Source organism: Novosphingobium sp. ST904 (assembly GCF_001298105.1).
Classification (GTDB): domain Bacteria; phylum Pseudomonadota; class Alphaproteobacteria; order Sphingomonadales; family Sphingomonadaceae; genus Novosphingobium.
This window is the reverse complement of the sequence record NZ_LGJH01000166.1, coordinates 23,380-46,118: the sequence shown is the minus strand read 5'-3', so window position 1 is coordinate 46,118 and position 22,739 is coordinate 23,380. Positions and strand designations below refer to the sequence as shown.

20 protein-coding genes, 1 tRNA gene and 4 pseudogenes are annotated in these 22,739 nt (G+C 66.1%); 9 read left to right on the top strand and 16 right to left on the bottom strand.

Annotated elements, in window-relative coordinates; genetic code table 11:
- Position 1: 1 nt before the first annotated feature.
- Both ADT71_RS28150 and purD read right to left on the bottom strand, forming a co-directional pair.
- Positions 2–592 carry a hypothetical protein gene (locus ADT71_RS28150; protein ID WP_054442028.1) on the bottom strand — a complete coding sequence of 197 codons (591 nt, stop codon included), beginning with the start codon at positions 590–592 and terminating at the stop codon, positions 2–4.
- The gene (purD, locus tag ADT71_RS28145) at positions 582–1,868 is read right to left on the bottom strand and encodes a phosphoribosylamine--glycine ligase (RefSeq protein WP_054442027.1); all 1,287 of its coding nucleotides are present in this window, start codon (positions 1,866–1,868) and stop codon (positions 582–584) included. Before purD ends, ADT71_RS28150 begins: the two co-directional genes overlap by 11 nt.
- A gap of 5 nt (positions 1,869–1,873) precedes the next feature.
- Between purD and xseA the strand changes: the two are divergent.
- The 4 genes and pseudogenes from xseA to ADT71_RS28125 all read left to right on the top strand — a co-directional run bounded on the left by xseA (position 1,874) and on the right by ADT71_RS28125 (position 5,582).
- Positions 1,874–3,390: pseudogene (gene xseA / locus ADT71_RS28140) on the top strand (exodeoxyribonuclease VII large subunit).
- A gap of 27 nt (positions 3,391–3,417) precedes the next feature.
- Positions 3,418–3,621, top strand: coding sequence for a DUF2093 domain-containing protein (locus tag ADT71_RS28135; protein WP_054442026.1), 204 nt, complete (start codon positions 3,418–3,420; stop codon positions 3,619–3,621).
- Entirely contained in the window at positions 3,618–4,502 is an 885-nt protein-coding gene (locus ADT71_RS28130; protein WP_054442025.1) for a M23 family metallopeptidase, read from the top strand. The genes ADT71_RS28135 and ADT71_RS28130 overlap by 4 nt, the downstream gene beginning before the upstream one ends.
- Positions 4,503–4,580: 78 nt before the next feature.
- Positions 4,581–5,582 (top strand): esterase-like activity of phytase family protein, encoded by a 1,002-nt coding sequence (locus ADT71_RS28125; protein WP_054442024.1) that lies wholly within the window; start codon positions 4,581–4,583, stop codon positions 5,580–5,582.
- Positions 5,583–5,726: 144 nt separating this feature from the next.
- On the opposite strand, the gene rpmB is transcribed toward ADT71_RS28125, so the two are convergent.
- Positions 5,727–6,014, bottom strand: coding sequence for a 50S ribosomal protein L28 (gene rpmB, locus ADT71_RS28120; RefSeq protein ID WP_054442023.1), 288 nt, complete (start codon positions 6,012–6,014; stop codon positions 5,727–5,729).
- Positions 6,015–6,128: 114 nt separating this feature from the next.
- Between rpmB and ADT71_RS28115 the strand changes: the two genes are divergently transcribed.
- Positions 6,129–6,584 carry a nucleoside deaminase gene (locus tag ADT71_RS28115; RefSeq protein WP_054442022.1) on the top strand — a complete coding sequence of 152 codons (456 nt, stop codon included), beginning with the start codon at positions 6,129–6,131 and terminating at the stop codon, positions 6,582–6,584.
- A gap of 3 nt (positions 6,585–6,587) precedes the next feature.
- On the opposite strand, the gene ADT71_RS28110 is transcribed toward ADT71_RS28115, so the two are convergent.
- The 3 genes from ADT71_RS28110 to ADT71_RS28100 form a co-directional block, all read right to left on the bottom strand.
- Positions 6,588–6,998, bottom strand: a complete 411-nt coding sequence (locus ADT71_RS28110; RefSeq protein ID WP_132468617.1) for a hypothetical protein — start codon at positions 6,996–6,998, stop codon at positions 6,588–6,590.
- Between the two features lie 71 nt (positions 6,999–7,069).
- On the bottom strand, positions 7,070–7,930 hold the full coding sequence (nadC, locus tag ADT71_RS28105; RefSeq protein WP_054442020.1) for a carboxylating nicotinate-nucleotide diphosphorylase: 861 nt from the start codon (positions 7,928–7,930) through the stop codon (positions 7,070–7,072).
- A gap of 133 nt (positions 7,931–8,063) precedes the next feature.
- The gene (locus ADT71_RS28100) at positions 8,064–8,738 is read right to left on the bottom strand and encodes an OmpA family protein (protein ID WP_054442260.1); all 675 of its coding nucleotides are present in this window, start codon (positions 8,736–8,738) and stop codon (positions 8,064–8,066) included.
- Between the two features lie 224 nt (positions 8,739–8,962).
- Between ADT71_RS28100 and ADT71_RS28095 the strand changes: the two are divergent.
- Positions 8,963–10,293, top strand: a pseudogene (locus ADT71_RS28095) (hemolysin family protein).
- A gap of 85 nt (positions 10,294–10,378) precedes the next feature.
- On the opposite strand, the gene ADT71_RS28090 reads toward ADT71_RS28095, so the two are convergent.
- From ADT71_RS28090 to ADT71_RS28050, 10 genes and pseudogenes are all read right to left on the bottom strand, one after another.
- A complete protein-coding gene (locus tag ADT71_RS28090) occupies positions 10,379–10,795 on the bottom strand; it encodes a DUF3035 domain-containing protein (protein WP_054442259.1) in 417 nt (138 codons plus the stop codon).
- A 4-nt stretch (positions 10,796–10,799) separates the two neighbouring features.
- Positions 10,800–11,333, bottom strand: coding sequence for a signal peptidase II (gene lspA / locus ADT71_RS28085; protein WP_054442019.1), 534 nt, complete (start codon positions 11,331–11,333; stop codon positions 10,800–10,802).
- 20 nt (positions 11,334–11,353) lie between these two features.
- Positions 11,354–12,949: a class I tRNA ligase family protein gene (locus ADT71_RS36120; protein WP_369818360.1), complete on the bottom strand. Its 1,596-nt coding sequence runs from the start codon at positions 12,947–12,949 to the stop codon at positions 11,354–11,356.
- Positions 12,950–13,424: 475 nt separating this feature from the next.
- A pseudogene (locus ADT71_RS36115) lies at positions 13,425–14,253 on the bottom strand (class I tRNA ligase family protein); the annotation flags it as partial.
- Between the two features lie 60 nt (positions 14,254–14,313).
- Complete coding sequence (locus tag ADT71_RS28075) at positions 14,314–15,246, bottom strand: bifunctional riboflavin kinase/FAD synthetase (protein ID WP_197283154.1); 933 nt, start codon at positions 15,244–15,246, stop codon at positions 14,314–14,316.
- 12 nt (positions 15,247–15,258) lie between these two features.
- Positions 15,259–15,744 (bottom strand): dihydrofolate reductase, encoded by a 486-nt coding sequence (locus ADT71_RS28070; RefSeq protein WP_054442018.1) that lies wholly within the window; start codon positions 15,742–15,744, stop codon positions 15,259–15,261.
- Positions 15,745–15,751: 7 nt separating this feature from the next.
- Complete coding sequence (locus ADT71_RS28065) at positions 15,752–16,816, bottom strand: 5-(carboxyamino)imidazole ribonucleotide synthase (protein ID WP_054442017.1); 1,065 nt, start codon at positions 16,814–16,816, stop codon at positions 15,752–15,754.
- Between the two features lie 149 nt (positions 16,817–16,965).
- Positions 16,966–17,453 (bottom strand): annotated as a pseudogene (gene purE / locus ADT71_RS28060) (5-(carboxyamino)imidazole ribonucleotide mutase).
- Between the two features lies 1 nt (position 17,454).
- Positions 17,455–18,141, bottom strand: coding sequence for a 2,3-diphosphoglycerate-dependent phosphoglycerate mutase (gpmA, locus tag ADT71_RS28055; protein ID WP_054442016.1), 687 nt, complete (start codon positions 18,139–18,141; stop codon positions 17,455–17,457).
- Between the two features lie 78 nt (positions 18,142–18,219).
- Positions 18,220–18,495 (bottom strand): hypothetical protein, encoded by a 276-nt coding sequence (locus ADT71_RS28050; RefSeq protein ID WP_132468613.1) that lies wholly within the window; start codon positions 18,493–18,495, stop codon positions 18,220–18,222.
- A gap of 57 nt (positions 18,496–18,552) precedes the next feature.
- Between ADT71_RS28050 and ADT71_RS28045 the strand changes: the two genes are divergently transcribed.
- From ADT71_RS28045 to ADT71_RS28035, 3 genes are all read left to right on the top strand, one after another.
- Positions 18,553–18,627: transfer RNA gene (locus ADT71_RS28045), tRNA-Thr, on the top strand.
- A 202-nt stretch (positions 18,628–18,829) separates the two neighbouring features.
- Positions 18,830–21,604: a TonB-dependent receptor gene (locus ADT71_RS28040; protein WP_054442014.1), complete on the top strand. Its 2,775-nt coding sequence runs from the start codon at positions 18,830–18,832 to the stop codon at positions 21,602–21,604.
- The gene (locus ADT71_RS28035) at positions 21,604–22,737 is read left to right on the top strand and encodes a phytase (RefSeq protein ID WP_054442013.1); all 1,134 of its coding nucleotides are present in this window, start codon (positions 21,604–21,606) and stop codon (positions 22,735–22,737) included. Before ADT71_RS28040 ends, ADT71_RS28035 begins: the two co-directional genes overlap by 1 nt.
- Positions 22,738–22,739: the final 2 nt, after the last annotated feature.

Below are 22,739 nucleotides of genomic sequence, written 5' to 3'. Positions count from 1 at the left end.
ATCAGAAGGTAGTCGGCTGACCGGCAGGCGCGCCGTAGCCGTTCGCCCCGGACGGCGGGATCGACTGAGCGGGCGACTGGGCGGGCGGCTGGACTCCCGGCTGGTTGGACTGGAAGCGGGCAAGGCATTCCGCCTTGCGCTGTTCGCGCGCATCCGAATAGCTCTGCGCGGTCTGGCCGGGCAGGGCGCAATCGCGTTCCGGCCGGACGGGGACCTTGGCGCGGCAGCCGTCCTCGGTGGCGAAGAGATTGTCGGCACAATCCGCCAGCGCGGCCACGTCGGCGTCGTGCTGTGCGCGGCAGCTCGCGGTCCAGCGCTGCTTGTAGGACAGTTCCGCGAAGTTCAGGCAGTCCTGATATTCCTGCTGCGCGGCTTCCTGCCGGCGCGACTGTTCGGCCTGTTCGCGTTCCTGCGCCTTGGTCTGCGCATCCTGCTGCTTCTGCCGGGCTTCCTGCTCGGCCAGCACGCGGGCTTCCTGCCGGGCGGCCTGTCCGGGCAGGAACACGCCGTAGTAATAGCCGACGCCGGCACCGGCGAGCAGCGCCGCTGCCGCCAGTGAGCCCTTCAGAAACGTATCGACCTTACTTGCCATGAGCCTTCTCGCGCGCCACTTCGCGCCAGCCGATGTCGCGGCGGCAGAAGCCGGTGGGGAAATCGAGCGCATCGACGGCGGCATAGGCCTTGGCCTGCGCCTCGGAGACCGAAGCGGCCCGCGCCGTCACGTTGAGCACGCGGCCGCCGCTGGCGACGAGTGCGCCGTCCTTCAATTCGGTACCGGCGTGGAACACCTTGGCGCCGTTTGCCTCCGCCGCGGCGATACCGGCAATCGCGCCACCCTTTTCAGGGGTGCCCGGATAGCCGTTCGCGGCCATCACCACGGTGAGCGCGGTATCGCGGCTGAAGCGCGGGGGCTCGATCGCGGCGAGGCGGTTGTCGGCGCAGGCGTGGAGCAGTTCCACCAGATCGGATTCGAGGCGCAGCATCATCACCTGGCACTCGGGATCGCCGAAGCGGCAATTGTACTCGATCAGCTTGGGGCCTTCGCGCGTCAGCATCACGCCCAGGAACAGCACGCCGGAATAGGGCGTGCCTTCGTTCTGCAGCGTGCGCACGGTTGGCGCGATGATGCGTTCGAGCACTTCGGCCTCGAGCATGGGCGTCAGCACCGGGGCAGGGCTATAGGCGCCCATGCCGCCGGTATTGGGGCCGGTGTCGCCGTCGCCCACGCGCTTGTGGTCCTGCGCCGAGGCGAAGGGGACGATGGTGGAACCGTCGGTAAGCGCGAAGAAGCTGGCTTCCTCGCCTTCCATGAACTCCTCGATCACGGCCTCGGCGCCGGCTTCGCCGAAGCGGCCCGAGAAGATCTCGCGCACGGCGTCCTCGGCCTCGGCCATGGTCATGGCAACGGTCACGCCCTTGCCGGCGGCAAGACCGTCCGCCTTGATGACGACCGGGGCGCCGAACTTCGCCAGCGCGGCCATGGCGTCCGCCTCGTTGGAGACGCGGTCGTAACCGGCGGTGGGAATGCCCGCGCGTTCGCACAGGTCCTTGGTGAAGCCCTTCGAACCTTCGAGCTGGGCCGCCGCCTGGCTCGGACCGAACACCGAAAAGCCCTCGGCGCGCAGGGAATCTGCCAGACCGTCGACCAGCGGCGCTTCGGGGCCGATGACGACGAGGCCGACCACGTTCGTCTCGCAAAAGGCGATGACCGCCGCGTGATCGGTGACATCCAGCGAAATGCAGCTTGCGACTTCGGCGACGCCCGGGTTACCCGGCGCAGCCCATAGGATCTCGCAAAGCGGGGATTGCGCCAGCTTCCAGGCCAGCGCATGTTCGCGGCCGCCAGAGCCCAGAAGAAGGATGTTCATTAGCCGTGCCTTTCGATGACGACGAATTCGATGATGGTCGTTCCGGGGGGCTGGTAGCGAAGCAAGCGGCCGGGGACAACGCTGCGCCGCTCTCGATCAGCGAGATTTCGAATCTGCTGAAGCGCACGGTGGAGGATCGTTTCGGTTTCGTGCGCCTGCGCGGAGAGCTTTCGGGCGTCAAGCGCGCGGCTTCGGGCCACCTCTATTGCGCTCTCAAGGACGACAAGGCGGTGATCGACGGCGTCATGTGGCGCGGCGGTGCGCAGCGGCTGGCGTTCCGGCCCGAAGACGGCATCGAGGTGATCGCCACCGGCAAGCTCACGACTTATCCCGGGCGTTCGAAATACCAGGTCGTCATCGAATCGATGGAGATCGCGGGCGAGGGCGCCTTGCTGGCGCTGCTCGAAAAGCTGCGCGCGCGCTTGCCGCTGAAGGTCTCTTCGCGCCCGAGCGCAAGCGGGAACTGCCTTTCCTGCCCCGCGTGATCGGCGTCGTGACGTCACCCACCGGCGCGGTGATCCGCGATATCCTCCACCGCCTTGCCGACCGCTTCCCCAGCCATGTCCTCGTCTGGCCAGTACTGGTGCAGGGCGAAGGTTCGGCACAGCAGGTTGCCAATGCCGTGTGCGGTTTTTCGGCGATCCGTCCCGGCGGCCCGGTTCCGCGCCCCGATCTGGTGATCGTGGCGCGCGGCGGCGGCTCGATCGAGGACTTGTGGTCGTTCAACGAGGAAATCGTGGTTCGTGCCGTGGCCGAATCGTCGATTCCCGTGATTTCGGCGGTCGGGCACGAAACCGACACCACGCTGTGCGACTATGCCGCCGATCGCCGCGCACCCACGCCCACCGCTGCCGCCGAAATGGCGGTTCCGGTGCGCATGGAACTGGCCGCGACACTCGACGAACTGGCCTATCGCAAGCGCCGCTGCGCGCTGCGCCCGGTCACCTTGGGCCGTGAACGGCTGGAAGCCCGCGTCCAGCGCCTGCCCAGGCCCGAGGCGATCCTGGCCGCCAAGGCGCAGAAGCTTGACGAACTGTCTGAACGCCTGCGCCGCGGGCTGCGTGACGAAGCGGGCCGCAAACGCGAACAGCTTGGCCGTACCGCCTCACGCCTCTCGCTGCCGCTGCTGCGTCACCGGATGGAACGCAGCGAGGAGCGGCTGCTGCGCGTCGGCCTCACCCCGCGCCTGCTCACGCGCCGCTGGACCATGGCGCGCGACGGTCTGGCGCCGGTTTCCCGCGTGCTGCCGCAGCTCGATCCGAAGCGGCCGCTGGAGCGGGGCTACGTCCTTGCCAAGGGCCCGGACGGCCGCGCGCTGACCAGTCGGGAAGCGGCGTCGCGCGAATCGCTGCTGACGCTGGAATTCCGGGATGGCGAGCTTGTGGTCGCGGTGGGGGCCGAGGCGCCGCCCGCACCCCGCGCCGCGGCGGCACAACCTGCGGAACCCGCTGCCGAGGCGGCGGCGCCAAAGCGCCCGGTGCGACCGAAGGCGGACACTTCGAGGCAGGGCGATTTGTTTTGAACGGCGCGCTCTGATAGGATTTCGCCCATGCTTATGTCTTCTGCCAACCGCCCCGCCAAGCTCGCCTACGGACCCAACGGATTCCGGGTGCTGAGCGGCGGACACTTCGTGCTCTGCGCCGTCACCGGCGAGAAGATCCCGCTTGAGGAACTGCGCTACTGGAGCGCTGAGTTCCAGGAGCCTTACGCTTCGGCGGAAATCGCGACCAAGCGCTTCACCGGAAAGGCATGACGGCGCGCAAGGCCCTCGGGGCATCGCTGATTCTCGCCGGCGTGGTGGCCGGGGGGGCTTTGCTCGCGTGGAATGGGCTGGTGGCGCAGCCTATCGCCCCCGTTGCCCCTGCTGCCGCGCCCGGCGCGCTGACCTATGGCGGCGAATTGACCCAGGGCGGCTGGATGCGCGGCAAGGCGCCTGCGGGCACCACGGCCCTCGCGCTCAATGGACAGCCGGTGCAGGTGGCGCCGGACGGCGCATGGTTCGCCGCTTTTGACCGTGATGCCGGCACGATCGCGACGCTTACCGCCACGCTGGCCAATGGCCGCAGGATAACGCAGCCGGTCCCTGTCTCGCCCCGGGCCTGGCAGATCGAGAACATCAACATTCCCCGCAAGCCCGGCGGTGCGACCGAGGCCTTCATGGCGATCCGCCAGCCCGAGCTTGACCGCATCAATGCCGCCCGCGCGCTGCATACCGATGCGCAGGGGTGGCGCCAGCAATTCGTCTGGCCGGCGAAGGGGCGCATTTCCGGCCGGTTCGGTTCGCAGCGGGTCTATCGGGGTGAACCGGGGGCCTATCACTCCGGCCTCGACATCGCGACCGGCACCAGCGGAACGCCGTTCGTCGCCCCCGCCGACGGGGTGGTGATCCTTGCCGCCGAAAAGCCGTTCACGCTGGAAGGCAACCTGCTGATGCTGGACCACGGCATGGGGCTGAACAGCGCTTTCCTGCATTGCTCCGAGATTCTCGTGAAGCAGGGCGATCATGTCCGGCAAGGGCAGGTGATCGGCAGGATCGGCATGTCGGGCCGCGCCACGGGGCCGCACCTGCACTGGTCGATCAAGTGGAACGATGCCCGCCTCGATCCGATCCTGTTCACCGGCGCCATGAATTGACGCCTGCGTGACGGCGATTCCGGGGGAGGCGGCGCGAAAGCGGCTTGCGGCCTTCGCCGGAATGCTTATCCCGCCCTTGTGCGCCGCACCATTGCTCTCCTCGCCCTGCTGTCCTTGCTGCCCCTGACCTGGGGCCGTTCGCCGCATCATCCCAAATTCAAGACGTTCGAGTTGGCCTTCGTCCCGCTGGACCTGCCGCCGCCCGAACGGACCGGCCCCCGGCTGGGGCCGTTCGCGCTGGAGCAGGTGTGGCTGGCTCGCAGCCGCACGCATTCCTTCGGGAGCTACTCCTCGCTGCTGCTGCGGCCCGGGGGCATGATGCTGGCGCTCAGCGATTCGGGCGATTACCTCGAATTCCGGGCGCCCGGCGAATCGCAGGCGGACAGCCGGATCGGCGAGCTTGCCCTCTCCGCCCAGCCCGAGAAGGCCGATCGCGATGTCGAATCGGCCACCCAGGATGACAAGGGCACGATCTGGCTGGGGCTGGAGGGCCGGAACGCGATCTACCGCATGGGCGCGGACTACGGGATAGAGGCGAGGGTGCGTCCGCCGGTCATGGCCGATTGGGGCGTGAATTCAGGCCCCGAAGCGATGACGCGCCTGCAGGACGGGCGCTTCGTCCTGCTGCGCGAAGGCTATGTCGACTGGAGCGACCATCTGCACGAGGCCGCCCTGTTCGCCGGCGATCCCACGGCGAAGGGGCCAGGGGGCGAATCGGCTGGCGAGGGGCAGGCATTCACGCTCGACGCGCCGACCGGATTCAGCCCTACCGACATGGCGCAGATGCCTGACGGCCGCCTGCTGATACTGATGCGCCGGTTGATCTGGCCGATGCCGCAGCGTTTTGCCGGGCGGATCGCGATCGGCGATCCTCGGACGATTCGCCCCGGCGGTGTCTGGAAGGTCCGCGAAGTGGCGCGGCTTTCGTCCGACCTGCCTATCGACAACTTCGAAGGAATCGCGATCGCCCCGCGGAAGGACGGCAGGCTGACCGTCTGGCTGATCTCGGACGACAATTTCTCGCCGCTACAGCGTACCTTGCTCTGGAAGCTGAGCGTCGATCCGGCCGATCTGCCCTGATCGCCGGCGCCCGCTAAGGGCCTTTTCAGGGGTGACCCGCTGCGGGCCGGTTCAGGAATCCGGACATGCGAAAAGGCGCGCAAGCCGGGCTTGCACGCCTTTTCGCGAACCGTATCGTCACGCCCCCGGAAGGGAGCGCAAGGATCAGGCGGCGACCTGGATCTTCTTCAGTTCGCGCTTCACCTTGACGGCGCGCGGGCTGAGCTTCGTGTCCGAGGTCTTCAGCAGCCAGTTGTCGAGACCACCGTTGTGCTCGACCGAACGCAGGCCGTGGGTCGAGACGCGGAACTTGAAGCTGCGTTCAAGACCGTCCGACAGCAGCGTGACGTTCTGAAGGTTGGGAAGGAAGACGCGCTTGGTCTTGTTGTTGGCGTGGCTGACGTTGCAGCCGACCTGGCGGCCCTTGCCGGTCAGTTCGCAGATGCGGGACATGTCTACTCTCGCTCGAAAAAGTCTGTGGCCGTAAATACGGGAAGGCGCGCCCTTAGCGATTCCCCGGGTGAAGGTCAAGTTGCGCACAGCTTTTTGAAGGTCTAGCGCATTGCCATGACCCGCTGGCCCCTGCCCGAATACATGGAACTCGCTCTCGCGCAAGCCCGTGAAGCCGCCGATTCAGGCGAAGTGCCGATCGGTGCGGTGGTGGTGAAGGATGGAAAGGTGATCGCGGCAGGCCGCAACGGCCCGCGCGAACGCCACGATCCCACGAGTCACGCCGAGATCGAGGCGATTCGCGCCGCGGCGCTGGTTCTGGGCAACGAGCGGCTGGAAGGCTGCGAGCTGTGGGTCACGCTGGAGCCTTGCGCCATGTGCGCGGGGGCGATCGCCCATGCGCGAATCGCCCGGCTCTATTACGGGGCATCCGATCCCAAGGGCGGTGCGGTGGAACACGGCGCCCGCGTGTTCGAGCACGACCAGTGCCTGCACAAACCGGAAGTCTATTCGGGAATCGGCGAATCGGCGGCAGCGGAAATGCTGCGGCAATTCTTTCGGCAGCGGCGCTGATCGTCAGCTGAAGATGGTTTCGTCGTCCAGGACGATGCCCTTGCGCGCGAACCAGGCGCGGGAATCGGCGCGGAACAGGTTGACGACTGCGGTAACCTGAAGCGCAGTGACGGCCGCCATGAAGATCAGGTCCAGAGCGGAACCTGCGGCGAGGATCGGCAGCGTTGGAATCATGACGAGAAGGCCGATCGCGGTCAACACGGTCAGCACCCACTTCGCCGCGTTGTTGGCGCGGCGCGAAATCAGGAACCAGAGCAGTATCATCAAGGCCATGCTGAAAGCCTGGACGCCGAGAACGAATCCGACGCTGACGGCGGACAGGGTATCGCGGGCGGCCAGGAGCGCGTTGACCACGCCCAGAACCAGGGATCCGAGATAGAAGCGATCGAATTTCACCATGGAATATGGACGCACGGCAAGTTCCCCCCGGTTGCCTGTCGGACGCGACGGAACATGCGAGGGTCCGGCTAATTGCGCAAGATCTTCTAAAGCGGCGTGAAGTCCAGCCCGATATCGGCAGCAGGAGCGCTCTGGGTGAGGCGGCCTACCGAGACATATGTCACGCCGGAGGCGGCAATCGCGCCGATGGTGGCCAGGTTCACGCCGCCCGACGCTTCCGTGGGCACGCGTCCGGCGACGAGCGCCACGGCTTCGCGCAGGATGTCCGGGCCCATGTTATCGAGCAGCAGGTGATGCGCACCGGCGGCGATGGCCGGTTCGATCTGGTCCAGGTGGTCCACCTCGCAGATGATCTGCGTGACGCCTGCGGCCTTGGCGCGTGCCACGGCCGGGCCGACGCCGCCCGCCACGAGGACGTGGTTGTCCTTTATCATGGCGGCGTCCCACAGGCCCATGCGGTGATTGCGGGCGCCGCCCATGCGGGTGGCGTACTTTTCGAGGTGGCGCAGGCCCGGGATGGTCTTGCGCGTGTCCAGCAGGGTTGCATGGCCGCACATGGCGTCGACGTATTCGCGGGTCATGGTCGCGATGCCGGACAGGTGCTGGACGGTGTTGAGGGCGGACCGCTCTGCGGTGAGCATGGCGCGGGCATTGCCGGTGAGGCGCATGAGCTGCGAGCCCGGCTCGACCCGCGCGCCTTCCTCGACGAGAATCTCGATTTCCATCGCAGGGTCGAGCTTGCGGAAGAACGCCGCCGCGATCGGCAGGCCGGCGACGGTGATGGCATCGCGCGAATCCATCGCGCCGGAGAACCGGGCTTCGGCCTCGATCACGCTTTCCGACGTCACGTCGCGCCCGCCCCCCGGCAGGCCGACGCCGAGGTCTTCGGCCAGGGTTGCATCGACGAAGGCGGAAAGGTCGAAACCAGGGATCGCGAAAGTGCTCATGGCCGCGTCTTTTGCGCGTTCCGGCGGGAATGTCGAGATTGGGAGAGGGGGCATCGGCGAAGTGGGCAAGAGAAAAGGGGCCGGACCTTGCGGCCGACCCCTTCCCCGATCCCGCTTTCGCGGAAACTGGCGATCAGCGCGCCGACGATGCCTCGTCGGTGGTCACCGGCGTGATCTTGATCTCTACGCGGCGGTTCTTCGAACGGCCTTCGGCGGTGGTGTTGTCCGCCACCGGGTAGTCCTTGCCCATGCCCTTGGTCTGGATGCGGGCCGAGGACACGCCGCGGCTGATCAGGTAGCGGGCCACCGAATCGGCGCGGCGCTTGGACAGGTCGAGGTTGTAGGCTGCCGATCCGGTCGAATCGGTATGGCCGTACACGTCGACCAGGCTGTTCGGGTACTTGACCATGCTCTGCGCGACATTGTCGAGCGAGGCCTGGAACGAGGGGCTGATCTCGGTCGAATTGACGGCGAAGGTCACGTCCGGGAGGTTCACGAGGATGCCGTCGCCTTCCTGGCTGACGTCGATGCCCGAACCGGCGGTCTGTTCCTTCAGCTCGCGGATCTGCTGGTCCATCTGGTACCCGACCACGCCGCCCGCGACGCCGCCGATGCCGGCGCCGACGATGCGCGCGGTCTTGCCGCCGATCACGCTGCCCAGAAGGTAGCCCAGGCCCGCGCCGCCCGCGCCGCCGATGGCGGTGCGCGAAACTTTCCTCTCACCCGTGTTGGGGTCGGTGACACAGCCCGATACCGCGACCAGTGAAAGCGCGGCGACGGCGGAGGTCAGCAGGCGTGACTTCATCATGATGTTCCCCTTCCTGTTGAGAAATTCTTCCACGACGGGTCTGTGTGGTAGTGAACATGAATAGCATATGGATGATCCGGGCAAAACGAGTGTGTCGGCAATGTGTTCCCGTGGTTACAACGGACTATTCGCATTTCGCGGAGCCTTGCCGGCGCATGACAAAACGGCCGATCCTGCAACGGCCACTTCGCAGGTGCGGCGAATTCTGCTAGCGCAGGATCACTGTGACACCTTTTCCCTGGACCGACCTCCTCATCATCGCCGGCCTGATCCTGATCAATGGCCTGTTCTCCATGTCCGAACTGGCCATAGTCTCGGCGCGCGCGGCGAGGCTCAGGGTCTCTGCCGACAAGGGCAGCGGGGCGGCCAGGACCGCGCTGGAACTGGCGGCGGACCCCGGCAAGTTCCTCAGCACCGTCCAGATCGGCATCACCCTCATCGGCATCATCGCCGGTGCCTATTCGGGCGCGAGCCTGGGCGGGCCGGTGGGCGAACGGCTTGCCGCGCTGGGCGTTCCGATCCGTTTTGCAGGTGAAGCGGGCTTCACCCTGGTCATCATCGCCACGACTTTCGCCAGCCTCGTTATCGGCGAACTGGTGCCCAAGCAGCTTGCCCTGCGCGCGGCGGAGCCGGTGGCGCTCATCATGGCGCGGCCGATGGCCTGGCTGGCCAAGGCGATGGCGCCGTTCGTCTGGCTGCTGGACAAGTCCTCGGGCCTGATCCTGCGCCTGCTGTCGGTGCGCCGGGGCGGCGAGGAGCAGCTTACGGCGGAAGAGCTCCAGATGATCTTCGCCGAGGCGACCCGTTCGGGCGTCATCGAGGAAGAGGAGCGCGCGATCATGACGGGCGTACTGCGCCTTGCCGATCGCCCGGTGCGCGAACTGATGACCCCGCGCAACCAGATCGACTGGATCGACGCGGGCGCAAGCGAGGAGATCCTGCGCGCCAAGATCGAGGCTTCACCGCATTCGATGCTGCCGGTGGCGCAGGAAGGCTCGCCCGACAACATCATCGGCATCCTCAAGGTGCGTGAGGTGCTGGCGGCGATGCTGGCCGGACGTCGGTCGAGATCACCGCCATGATGAAGAAGGCCGAGATCCTTCCCGACCAGCTCGATGCGATGGATGCGCTGCGCAAGCTTCAGCATGCCGAAGTGACGATGGCGATGGTTCACGACGAATATGGCCATCTCGAAGGTCTCGTCACCACGTCGGACATGCTGGCGGCGCTGGCGGGGACTTTCGTGGGCCACCAGGACGAGGGCGACGAGCCCATGGTGGTCGAGCGCGAGGACGGTTCGCTGCTGGTCTCCGGCGCAATGCCGGCCGATTCGCTGGCCGACCGTCTGGACATGACCCTGCCGGACGACCGCGAATATGCCACCGCCGCGGGCTATATCCTCGCCGTGCTCAAGAAAGTCCCGCGCGAGGGGGAATACTTCGTCGACCGGGGCTGGCGCTTCGAGGTCGTCGACATGGACGGGTTGAAGATCGACAAGATCCTCGTCTCCCGGCTGGACGACGATTCCGACGACGGCGTGGCGGGAGAGGGCTGAGGCCCCGATCCGTCCATACCGGATACGAAAAGGGCCGGAGCAGCGATGCTCCGGCCCTTTTCGTTTGGCTGTTCGGGAAAACCGATCAGGTGCCGACGGCGGTCTGCGCGTCGCGGCCGTCGCCTTCGGGGGCGGCGAGGATCGCGCGGGTCACCTGGCCCTTGGCGACGGCGAAGGTGCCGGGATCGCCAACGGTCGAGCGGATCGCCGGGTCCGACGGGCCGGCCAGGTTCAGCGTCGATTTCTCGATGTCGCTGCGGGCCTGCGGACCGCCGAACAGCGCATCAAGCGTCTGCTGCTGGAGCGAATCGTCGCTGGGGCGAGGCTGACCCTGCTTCGGCGGGGCCAGCGAGAAATCGGGCGGGACAACGAGCGGCGTCTGGCGCTGCACGGCGAACTCGTCGGGACCGGCGTGGTTCAGCAGGCCGGTGCTTCCGCAGCCGGACACCAGCGCCGCGCCCGCGGCGACGAGAATCAGGGCTCCGGTCTTCATCATGGGCATCAATTCAAATCTCCGGGGCGGCGCCAGGCGCCGTGTCATGTCCGCCATTCGTTTCCGGCTTGTCGCGCGAAAGCAGGGAGCGGGCAAGGATAATCAGGACGCCCACCGTGATGGCGACGTCGGCGATGTTGAAAATGAGGAACGGACGGAAGTTGCCGAAATGGAGGTCGGCATAGTCGATCACGTAGCCCATGGTGAAACGGTCGCGGATGTTGCCGAGTGCGCCGCCAAGCACCAGCGCCAGCGCGGCGATTTCGCCAAGCTTGCGTTCGCGCAGCATCCAGATGAACACGAACAGGGCGATGGCGGCGGTCATCGCCACCAGCGCCCAGCGGCCTTCGGGCGAATCCGCCGTGAACAGGCCGAGCGAAACGCCGAGGTTCTTGGTCCAGCGCAAGTCGAAGATCGGCAGCAGCTCGATCACGTGCACGTCGCGCAGCCTGAGCCCGTTCACGACCCAGGCCTTGAAGCCCTGGTCGATCACGAATACCACCGCCGCGATCAGCAGGCCGATCAGGCGCTTGCGCCAGATGGACATGCTCCCGGACACGGCGCCGCTCACGCCTGCTCCTCCAGCGCGCCCACCACGTCGTCGCAGCGATCGCACAGGTCGCCATCTTCCGAAACGTCGGGAAGGTGGCGCCAGCAGCGGCCGCACTTGTGGTCGGTGGAGGGGGTGACAGTCACGTCATCTCCCTGCCCACGCGTCACTGTCGCAGTGATGAACAGTTCGGCAAGATCGCCTTCCGGCGCGGAAGCCGGAACCGTCACGGTGGCGGCGAGGCTGGAGCCCACGATCTTCTCGCGGCGCAGCGGCTCGATCGCTTCGGTCACCTTCACGCGCAGGGCGCGCAGTTCGGCCCAGCGGGCGGCGTCAGCTTCGACGGCAGGGACGACCGGCCATTCGAGCAGGTGCACGCTCTCAGCGCCGGGGAAGCGGCTCTGCCAGACTTCCTCGGCGGTGAAGACGGTGACCGGCGCGGCATAGCGCACCAGCGCGTGGAACAGCATGTCCAGCACGGTGCGATAGGCGCGGCGCTTCGGGTCCGAAGGCGCGTCGCAGTAGAGGCAGTCCTTGCGGATATCGAAGAAGAAGGCCGAAAGGTCTTCGTTGCAGAAGTCCAGCAGGGTGCGAACGTAAGTATTGAAGTCGAAGTCCGCGACCGCCTTGCGCAGCGTGGCGTCGACGCCCGCCAGCAGCGAGAGCACGTAGCGCTCCAGCTCGGGCATGTCCTCAATCGGCAGCTTCTCGTCGTCCGAGAAGCCGTCCAGCGCGCCCAGTAGGTAGCGCAGGGTGTTGCGCAGCTTGCGGTACTGGTCTGCCACGCCCTTCAGGATCTCGTCACCGATGCGGTGATCCTCGGTATAGTCGACCGAGAGCGCCCAGAGGCGGATGATGTCGGCGCCGTTGGTTTCCATCACCTTGATCGGGCTGATGGTATTGCCGAGCGACTTCGACATCTTGAAGCCCTTGGCATCCATCGTGAAGCCGTGGGTCAGCACTGCCTTGTAGGGCGCATGGCCGCGCGTGGCGCAGCTCTCGAGCAGGGAGGACTGGAACCAGCCGCGATGCTGGTCGCTGCCTTCAAGGTAGAGGTCGGCGGTGGGGCCGGTGTGATCCTCGGCCGGCACCAGTTCGGGCCAGCGGCCCGATTCGAGCACGAAGGCGTGAGTCGAGCCGGAATCGAACCAGACGTCGAGAATGTCGACGACGCGTTCGTAGTCATCGGCGCTGTACTTGGCGCCGAGGTATTCCTGCGCGCGGGCGTCCGACCAGGCATCGACGCCGATCTCGCGGATGGCGTGGATGATGCGGGCGTTCACTTCGGCATCGACGAGGTATTCGCCAGACTTGCGATCGACGAACAGCGTGATCGGCACGCCCCAGGCGCGCTGGCGCGAAAGCACCCAGTCCGGGCGGCCTTCAACCATGGCGCCGATGCGGTTGCGGCCCTTTTCGGGGACGAAGCGCGTTTCGGCGATGGCTTCGAGCGCGGCCTGGCGCAGTGTCGGCGAGGCTTCGGCGGTTTCGTCCGTAGGATCGATGGCGCCGCCTTCCCCTTCCCAGCGGCGCTCGGCGCGGGTCTTGGAGGGCAGGTGGCCCAGAACCTTGTCCATCGGCACGAACCACTGCGGGGTGCAGCGGAAGATCACCTTGGCCTTGGAACGCCACGAATGCGGGTAGGAGTGCTTGTAGTCGGCCGAAGCCGCCAGCAGCGCGCCCGCCTCGCGCAGGTCCGAGCAGATCGGGCCGTCGGGGGCGTTGAACTTGGGGTTGATGACCGAGCCCTGACCGCCGAGCCAGCCCCAGTCCTCACGATACTTGCCGTCGCCTCGACCACGAACTTGGGGCCGATGCCGTTCGCCTTGCAGAGCAGGAAGTCGTCCTCGCCATGGTCGGGCGCCATGTGGACGAGGCCGGTGCCGCTCTCGGTGGTGACGAAATCGCCCGCGAGCAGCGGACGCGGTTCGGCGAAGAAGCCGCCCAGCGCGTGCATGGGGTGACGGGCGAGGGTGCCTGCGAGTTCGGAGCCTTTGATGTCGGCATAATTTACGCTTGTCTCAACACCTTCAAGAAGCTGAAGGCTTGAGATGATGGCAGTCCGCTTATCGAATTCGCTTAGCAAGTTCTTGGCTACGAGATACCGGCGCTCTGTTTCCGCGGTCACGGTGATAAGAACGTACTCAACCTCCGGCCCATAGGCGAGCGCCTGGTTTGTGGGGATCGTCCACGGCGTGGTCGTCCAGATCACCGCATAGGCGCCGATAAGCCCCGGAATCGCAGATTCGGTGATCTCGAAAGCCACGTCGATCTGGGTCGAGACGATGTCCTCGTACTCGACCTCGGCCTCTGCCAGCGCCGTCTTTTCGACCGGGCTCCACATGACCGGCTTGGCGCCGCGATAGAGCATGTCGTGCTCGGCGAACTTTAAGAGTTCGGTGACGATGGTGGCTTCGGCCTGGAAGTCCATGGTGAGGTAGGGCTTGTCCCAGTCACCGTTGACGCCGAGGCGCTTCAGCTGCTCGCGCTGCACGTTCACCCAGTTCTGGGCATAGGCGCGGCATTCGGCGCGGAATTCCTCGGCCGGAACCTCGTCCTTGTTCTTCTTCTTCTTGCGGTACTCTTCCTCGACCTTCCACTCGATGGGCAGGCCGTGGCAGTCCCAGCCGGGGACGTAGGGTGCGTTCTTGCCCAAGAGGGTCTGGGTGCGCACGACCATGTCTTTCAGGATGTGGTTCAGCGCGTGGCCGATGTGCATGTCGCCGTTGGCGTAGGGCGGGCCGTCATGCAGCACGAACTTTTCGCGGCCCGCGCGGGCTTCGCGGGTCCTGGCGTAAATGTCCTGTTCCTGCCAGCGCGCAAGAATACCCGGCTCCTTCTGGGGGAGCCCGGCCTTCATGGGGAAATCGGTCTTCGGCAGGAAGACGGTCGCTCTGTAATCGCGCTGTTCGGTCATATGCGCTGCGCACTAGAACAAATGCGCGGCTCTTGGAAGTCCGTCGATGGCGTGTCGGCGTCAGCCGATGTGCGAAAGCAGTTCGCGGGCGCGGTCGCAGTCACGGCCCATCTGCACGACCAGCGCGTCAAGCGAATCGAACTTGGCCTCGGGACGGAGGAAGTGGTGGAAGGCCACCTCGATCTCCTGACCGTAGAGGTCGCCCGAAAAGTCGAAGAAATAGGGCTCCAGCAGCTCGATCGGCGGCTCGAAGGTCGGGCGCACGCCCATGTTGGCGGCGCCGGGCAGGACGCGCCCGTCCGGCATGCGGCCGGTCACGGCGTAGATGCCGTAACGCGGGCGCAAGTAGTTGTTCATGTTGATGTTGGCGGTGGGGAAGCCGATGGTCCGGCCCAGCTTGCCGCCGTGCTGCACGATCCCGCGCGCCGCGAAGGGGCGGGTGAGCAGGCGGGCGGCGGTCTCGCACTCGCCCAGCTTCAGCGCGTCGCGGATGCGGCTGGAAGAGACCACGCCCTTGTCGTCATGCACGGCGCCGACGGTACGGCCGATCAGCCCGAAGCGGGCGCCGACCTCGCGCAGGACTTGCGGATTGCCGCCGCGTCCCTTGCCGAACGTGAAATCCTCGCCGGTGACGACGCCCGCGCAGCCGAGTTGGTGGCCGAGCACCTGCTCGATCCAGTCGGCCGCTTCCATCGAGGCCATGGCGCGGTCGAAGTGGAGCACCAGCATGGCGTCGGCCCCGGCGGCCTCGAACAGGTCTTGCCGCTGGTCCAGCGTGGTCAGGCGGAAGGCGGGCGCGTCGGGCTTGAACAGGCGGACCGGGTGCGGATCGAAAGTCGCGACCACCGCCGGGCGGCCGAGTTCGCGCGCCCAGCGAATCGCTTCGCCGACCACGGCCTGGTGGCCCTGATGGAACCCGTCGAAATTGCCGAGCGCCAGCACGGCGCCGCGCATCGATTCGGGAAGGGCTTCGCGGTTGTCGAGACGAATCATGTCAGATCAGGCCTATAGGTCCCGGACCAGCGTGACGAAAGCGTGTGCGGGAAAATCACCGGCCGCCGGATGTTCCTCGCGTGCGGTTTCGCGCCATTCGGGGCCGGTTGCGGGCATTTCGGTATCGCCGGAGTAGTCGGCGTGGATCTCGGTCAGTTCGATGCGATGCGCGAGGTTCTGGAACAGCCGGTAGATTTCCGCGCCGCCAATTACCGCCACTTCGCCTTCGCCTGCCAGAGCAAGCGCTTCGTCCACCGAATGCGCCACTTCCGCGCCTTCGGCCTGCCATGCCGTATCGCGGGTCAGCACGATATGGCGGCGGCCGGGAAGCGGGGAGGGGAAGCTGTCGAAAGTCTTGCGGCCCATGATCATCGGCTTGCCGAGAGTCATGGCCTTGAAGCGGCGGAGGTCGGCGGGCAGCCGCCAGGGCAGGGCGCCGTCGCGGCCGATCACGCCGTTGGCGGCGCGGGCGTAGATAAGGAAGAGGTCCTGCGCCAAGTGCCGGTCAGTCCCGCTCGAAGGTCAGGCGGGTGACATGGCCCATCTTGCGGCCCGGACGCGCGGCGCCCTTGCCGTAGAGGTGCAGGTGGTTGGCCGGATCGGCCAGGATCGCCGCCCAGTCGTCCGCCTCGTCGCCGATCAGGTTGCGCATCTCGACGGCATCGGCGGCCAGGCCGGTATCGCCGAGCGGCAGCCCGCAGATCGCGCGGACGTGGTTCTCGAACTGGCTGGTGACCGCGCCCTCGATGGTCCAGTGCCCGGAATTGTGCACGCGCGGCGCCATCTCGTTGAAGACGGGGCCGTTCTCGGTCGCGAAGAATTCCAGCGTGAGCACGCCGACATAGTCGAGCGCCTCGGCCACCTTGGCGGCGAGTTCGCGTGCGGCCGGGACCTGTTCGAGCAGGCGCTGCGGTGCGGGCACGGTGCTGAGCGCGAGAATGCCGCTCTCGTGCACGTTGTGGGCCGAATCGAAGTAGCGGATGTCGCCATCCGCGCCGCGGCACAGGATGACCGAGAACTCGGCGAAGAAGGTGACGAAGCCCTCGTAGATCAGCGGCTGGGCGGGCAGGTCGAGGCCCTCGGCGTCCGCAGGCGTCATAATGCGCCATTGGCCCTTGCCGTCGTAGCCGTCGCGGCGGGTCTTGAGGATGCCGGGCGCGCCGATCTCGGCAATGGCCCGGGCAAGGTCCTCGGCGGAATCGACCGGCGCGAAGGGGGCAGGGGTGCCGCCGAGGTCCGTGACGAAGCGCTTCTCGTTCAGCCGGTCCTGCGCGGTTTCGAGCGCGCGGGCGTGGGCCAGCAGTGGCACGTCACCCAGCGCGGCAAGCGGGCCGACCGGCACGTTCTCGAATTCGTAAGTGACGACCGCGCAGCCCGCTGCGAAGCGGGCCATGGCCTCCGTGTCATCCCATGCGGCGCAGGTGAACTCGGCGCTGACTTCCGCAGCGATCGAATCGGCTTCGGGGGCGTAGATGTGGCTGCGGTAGCCGAGCTGGGCCGCAGCCATCGCGATCATCCGGCCGAGCTGGCCGCCGCCGAGAATGCCGATGGTTTCGCCGGGAGGGATCATATTCTTCGTATCACTTGCGTTGTGCCCGTGCCCTTCGACAAGCTCAGGGCGAGCGGACTTCAATTCAATTCGGATAACACCGTTACCCGCTCATGCTGAGCCTGTCGAAGCATCATGCCCGAGCTGGCAAAACAGCCGGTCCGAAGCAATCAGACCGGCTTTTCCGCCACGCTGGCCGTCTGGTCCGCGCGGAAGGTCTTGAGGCGCTCGGCCAGCGCGGGGTCCGACGTGGCAAGGATCGCCGCGGCGAGCAGGCCCGCATTGGCCGCGCCCGCCTCGCCGATCGCCAGGGTGCCGACCGGAATGCCGGCGGGCATCTGGACGATCGAGAGCAGGCTGTCCTGCCCCGAAAGCGCCTTCGACTGCACCGGCACGCCGAGCACGGGAAGATGCGTCATCGAGGCGATCATGCCGGGCAGGTGGGCGGCGCCCCCGGCTCCGGCGATCACCACCTTGAAGCCTTCGCCGTCCGCGCCCTTGGCGAAATCGACCAGACGTTCCGGCGTGCGGTGCGCCGAGACGATGCGGGCGTCATAGGCGACGCCCAGCTTGTCCAGCATCTCCGCTGCGCGCTGCATGGTCGCCAGTCGGACTGGCTGCCCATGACGATGGCTACAGGAGTCCCCACCCCGCTCATCTCAACGCTCCGAGAGATAGTAGCGGTCGAGCACCGCGAGATCGTTCGCCAGTTCGTAGACGATCGGCTGGCCGGTCGGGATTTCGAGACCGGTGATCTCGTCGTCCGAAATGCCCGAGAGGTGCTTCACCAGTGCGCGCAGGCTGTTGCCGTGGGCGGAGATCAGCACGTCGGCACCGGCCTTGAGATGCGGCACGATCGAGCCTTCGTAGTAAGGCAGGACGCGGGCGATGGTGTCCTTGAGGCTTTCGGTCTGCGGCACGTCGATCCCGGCATAGCGCGGATCGGTGGAGAGATCGAACTCGCTGCCGATTTCGAGCACCGGCGGCGGCGTGTCGAAGCTGCGGCGCCAGATCTTGACCTGGTCCTCGCCGTGCTTCGCAGCGGTCTCGGCCTTGTTGAGGCCGGTGAGGCCGCCGTAGTGGCGCTCGTTCAGGCGCCAGTCCTTGGTCTCGGGGATCCACAGCAGGCCGGCGGCTTCGAGCGCGAAGTGCAGGGTGCGGATCGCGCGGGTCTGGAGCGAGGTGAAGGCGACGGTAGGCACAATGCCCTTTTCCTTCAGGAGCGTTCCGGCGGCGCGGGCTTCTTCCTCACCTTTTTCGGTGAGGTCGACGTCCCACCAGCCGGTGAAGCGGTTCTCGAGGTTCCATTGGCTCTGGCCGTGGCGGACGAGGATCAGGCGAGGCAAGGCGTACTCCCAGGTCTCATCGGCGATCCCCTCGGGAAACGCCCGTTGGCAGACTGACTGAATGTCTGGGCGCAGCCCCTAGCTTTCCGGGGGCGATTTGGAAAGCCTGCCTGATTCGTTTTCGCTTTCCGATTCGGACAAGGGCGCGGAATCCCCTCCCTCGTTCAGTGCACGGGCCTGCTGCTTGCGGCGGCGAAGATTTTCGCGGAGCTTGGCTGCAAGCCGTTCCTCGCGGGATTGCTGGGCATTCGTCATGGTCCGGGCGTCTTTCGAAGGGCCTTCGATGGCGGGCGAAATGGCTTTCTGAAAAAGAATACGCAAGAGCCGCTTGACAATCCCCCCCGTCACGGACATTAGCCCGCCCCTGTCCTGGGTCGCCAGGACGGACGCCTCCGGAAACGGACATAAGGCGCTGCTGTAGCTCAGTGGTAGAGCGCGTCATTGGTAATGACGAGGTCGGGAGTTCAATCCTCCCCAGCAGCACCATTTCCCTCACATCGATAAATGGTTGCCCGCAGTTTGCTGCGGCCGCACGCGATCGGCTGCGGCGCGTGGCTGTGGCCAATATGCTGCACTGCGGCGATGTCATGGAAGTGCCACGCTGTCGGCACATAACTGTCATGAACGATGCCTAGAGGCGCCCCTGAATTCGTCGTCATATTCGTCGTAATACAGGGGCCTGCCCAGAATGAAGACTTCCATTCGCCTGATCGCGGGACTGCTCGCATCGGCTTCCTTCGCAACCATCGCCCATGCCGGCGAAGTTGTCGGCAGCGTCCATGATGCCTCGGGTTCTCGCCCGTTGCAGTCCGCTTCGGTCCGCATCGTCGAGCTGAACCGTTCTTCCGAAACCGACCGTACGGGCAGCTACGTGTTCGGTGACGTGCCCGCGGGCACTTACACGCTGGAAGCGCGCTACGTCGGCGCCGAAGTCACCACGCAGACCGTTTCGGTCCCGGCGACCGGCCGTATCTCCGGTGACTTCGATCTCCCGGCGATCGGCGGCGGAGACATCCTCGTCACCGGCCAGACCGCGAACCTCACCAGCGCCCTGTCGCGCCAGAAGGCCGCCGATGGCGTTGTCTCGGTGCTAACGCGCGACGCGGTGGGCCAGTTCCCCGACCAGAACGTTGCCGAATCGCTGCGCCGCCTGCCGGGCGTGAACATTCTCAACGACCAGGGCGAAGGTCGCTATGTGTCGGTCCGCGGCCTCGATCCGGATCTCAATGGCACTTCGCTCAACGGCGTGCGCATGCCCGCGCCGGAATCGGATGCCCGCTCGGTCGCGCTCGACGTGGTATCGTCCGACACGATCGAATCGGTCGAAGTGAAGAAGTCCTTCACGCCGGACATGGACGGCGACTTCATCGGCGCGTCGGTGGAGATCAAGACCACCAGCGCCTTCGATTCGAAGAAGAACCGCTACTCGCTCAGCGCCGAAGGCAGCTGGAACGATTATTCGGGCAAGGTTACGCCGAAGGGCGCCTTCGACTTCACCCAGAAGCTGGGCGAAAACTTCGGCATCGCCGGCTCGGTCAGCTACTACAAGCGCAAGTTCGAGACCGATAACGTCGAGACCGGCGGCTGGCATGCCGACGACGATGGCAACGCCTGGGCCGAATCGGTCGAATACCGCGACTATGACGTCGAACGCACGCGCATCAACGCGGCGCTTTCGGCCGACTGGCGCGCATCGGAAACCACCAAGGCCTATATCCGCGGCAACTGGGCGCAGTTCGACGATCACGAATATCGCCGCCGCACCACGCTGGACTTCGGCGATTTCGACACGCCCAGCGCGATCACCGCGACCGGCGCGACTTTCGACGGCGCAGACGAGCGCATCACCGTGGAACGCGACCTCAAGGACCGTTTCGAACGCCAGCGCATCCGCTCGGTCGCGATCGGCAGCGATACCGACACCGGCACGCTGAAGTTCAACTGGCAGGCCAGCTATGCCAAGTCGTCCGAGAAGGAGACCTTCTCGATCGATCCGACCCGCTTCCGCGCCCGTTTCCGCGCGGGCACCGTCGTCGACATGGATTACTCGAACACATACTATCCGACCTATTCGGTGACGGAAGGCGCGGACACGTTCAACGACGCGTCCGAGTATGAATTCAACAAGACCGAACTGACCACCCTGTCGGACAGCCAGGATGAGGAATGGGCGGTAAAGGCCGATCTCGCCCGGACTTTCGCGGGTGACAACGGCGACTTCACCGTCCAGGTCGGCGGCAAGGCGCGGTGGCGCAAGAAGTCCTACGACTTCAACATGACCTATTACGAACTGGCGGACGGTGCGGACTACACCCTGGCCGACGTGCTGGGCACGCAGACCTATCGCCTGCTCGACATGGGCCCCGTCTCCAGCAAGACCGGCCCGGCCGACTTCCTGCTGGCCAACCCCGACGCCTTCGTGGTCAGCGACTACGACAGCGTGCTCAATTCGGCGGTGAGCGACTATTCGGTGCGCGAAGACATCCAGGCCGGCTATGCACTGGCGCGCTGGGACAGCTCGACGCTGCGCGTGATCGGCGGCGTGCGCATGGAGCGCACGCACAACAAGCTCAACGGCAGCCTCGTCTCCGACGACGGCGACACCGTCACCATCGATCCGGTGACCTACAAGCGCAACTACACCAACTGGCTGCCAAGCCTGACGATCCGCTACAGCCCGCAGCAGAACCTCGTGGCCCGTCTGGCCGGCTACAAGACGATCGTGCGTCCCAAGCTTTCGCAGCTTGCGCCGCGCTTTACCGTCAATGAGGACAACGAGGCCGAATTCGGCAACCCGAATCTCAAGCCCTACCAGGCCTGGAACTTCGACGCCGGCTTCGACTACTACTTCGCCAACAACGGCGCCTTCTCGGTTGGCGGGTTCTACAAGTCGATCAAGGACTACGCGGTCGATCGCCGCTTTTACGACTACACGATCGACGGCGCGACCTATGACGAAGTGCTGATGCCGGTGAACGGCGACAAGGCGGAAATCGCCGGCGTCGAAGTGAGCTACAGCCAGGTCTTCTCGATGCTGCCTTCGCCCTTCGACGGCCTGCTCACCCAGTTGAACTACACCTACACTTATGCCCGCGGCACGGTGTTCGACGGTGACGACGTGGCGCGCCGCATCTCGCTGCCGAATGCGTCGAAGAACACCTTCAACGTCGTGCTCGGCTACGAGAAGGGCCCGGTCAGCCTGCGTGCTGCCGGGACCTTCCGCGACAAGTACCTCGACGAAGTGGGCGACGACGCCGAGACGGACCGCACCGTCAACCAGCACTTCCAGCTTGACCTCTCGGCCAAGTACAAGCTGACTGACAACATCCGCCTCTTTGCCGACTGGGTGAACGTGAACAACGCCAAGTACTTCGCCTATCAGAACCTGGCGGGCGCCAAGCGCGTGCTCCAGTACGAGGAATACGGCTCGACCGTGAAGTTCGGCGCGCGGGTGACGTTCTGATGAAAGTCGAATTCACGAACATCGCCGGTATCGTGAAGCAGGGGTCGGGAGCTTTGCTCCCGGCCCTCGTGCTTTCCGGCGTGCTTTCCGCCGGCCTGCTTTCCGGTTGCGCGACCACGGGCGGCCCGGCTCCGGTCATGCTGCCCGCCGTCGACGTGCCGGCGCAGGCGGAAACCCAGCCGGTCGGCACCGTGAACGTCGATGCGGCGGACGATCCGGCGATCTGGCGCAATTCGGCCGATCCCGCCGCCAGCCTGATTCTGGGAACGGACAAGAAGGCCGGGCTCTACGTTTACGGTCTCGATGGCAAGGTGCGCGATTTCGCGGCGGCCGGGGCTCTCAACAATGCCGACCTTCGCGAAGTGCGCTTTGCCGACGGTTCGAAGCGTATCCTGGTGGGGGCGAGCGATCGTACCGACCGGGCAGAACCGCGCATCGCCCTGTTTACGCTTGACGGCGGGACCGGCAAGCTCGCGGCGCTGGGGGCGGAGGCGTTCCTGCCTGCGGGTCATGCTCCGGCCGAGGCTTACGGTTTCTGCATGGGCAATGCCCTAGCGCGCGACGAACTGGCGAGGGCCTATGTCGTGCTCAAGGACGGGTCGGTGGCGGAAAGCCGGTTGGTCGAACGGGAAGGGCGGATCGCCGCCGACTACGTGCGTCTGGTGAAATTCGCCACCCAGTCGGAAGGCTGCGTGGTCGACGATGCCGGCAAGGTGCTGTTCGTGGCCGAGGAGGACGTCGGCATCTGGAAGGTGCCGCTGGCCGGCGAGGCGCTCGTGGCCCAGCCCTTCGCCCGCGTGGGCGCCCAGGATGGCCTCGTCGCCGATGTCGAGGGGCTTGCCGTCGCGCGCGAGGATGGCGGCCGGGCGTGGCTCGTCGCCTCGAGCCAGGGCGACAATGCCTATGCGCTGTTCGACCTTTCCACCGGCAAGCCCGCGGGCCGGTTCCGCATCAATGGCGGCACGATCGACGGCACGAGCGATACCGATGGCATCGAAGTCATGCTGGGCGATTTCGGTCCGGCATTCCCCGAAGGCCTCATGGTCGCGCAGGACGGCAACAATGCGCCGGAAGCACAGAACTTCAAGTTGCTTTCATGGAAGTCGATTCGCACCGCACTCGGCATCGAGTGACG